Annotated in this window: 1 pseudogene; it reads right to left on the bottom strand. The window is 24.6% G+C overall.

The features are described from left to right. A pseudogene (locus tag KTO59_RS04435) lies at positions 1 to 668 on the bottom strand (hypothetical protein); the annotation flags it as partial. Between the last annotated feature and the right edge of the window lie 236 nt (positions 669 to 904).

The raw sequence follows: 904 nt of genomic DNA on the forward strand, positions 1-904 counted from the left end.
GCTTGTGCGAAAGTAGTTTTACCAGTACCAGCTACTCCGTATAATAAAATACCAGTTGGGATTTTAACTTCTCCAACATTTGGAATTTTTTTAACGTTCTTTAAAAAAGTTAAAAAACGATCTGCGGCTGCACGTTCGTCTTTAAAACCGATTAATTTATCAAATGATGGCATTTTAGTTAAGTCAGTTTTTGGAAAATCTGCGTTATTAGCGTTTGATTGTGTTGGTGTTTGAGGTCGGTTTGTTGATGAGTTTTGAACATTTTGCAATTCAACAGCAATCAAACGATTGTTTAATTTATCAATTTCTGTTTTTTGTTTGTTTTGTGTTTGATTAAGTAAACTAATTTCGTTATTATTAGTTGGTTGTGGTTTTGCAGTTTTTAAATTGTTAATTTCTCCTTTTATAGTAACTAGTTCATCAAGTAATTCATCACTTGTTTTTTCGTTTGATGGTGCCGGTTTTTGTTGTTTGTCTAATTCGGTAATTTTTTCATTCATTTTATCAATTTCAATTTTATAAAGTAAATTTTGAGCAGTAGGTTTTGAAAAATAAAAATGATGCAAACTAAAACCAGCACCTATAGATAATATAATACATAAAAAAACGATAATAACAAACGTCGATTTTTGTTTTAATATTACTGAAATATCATATAATTTTCCCATAGTTGTTTTAACTCCTTTCTTTTGATTTTTTTATTTTTTGTTTTGTTTTGTTTTTTCTTTGTGTTTAATATTGTAATTTAGGTGAATAAAATTGTTTATACTTGATATTTATATATATTTTATGTTATGTTTATAAAACAAAAAAAAAAAAAAACAATTTTAATATTCAGTTTTTTTTATAATGTTTGTTATTATTAAATTAAAAATATAAAAAATTATTTTTACATGGGTTTAAA

The organism is Candidatus Phytoplasma sp. AldY-WA1 (assembly GCF_020312115.2).
GTDB classification, from domain to species: Bacteria; Bacillota_I; Bacilli_A; order Acholeplasmatales; family Acholeplasmataceae; genus Phytoplasma; species Phytoplasma vitis.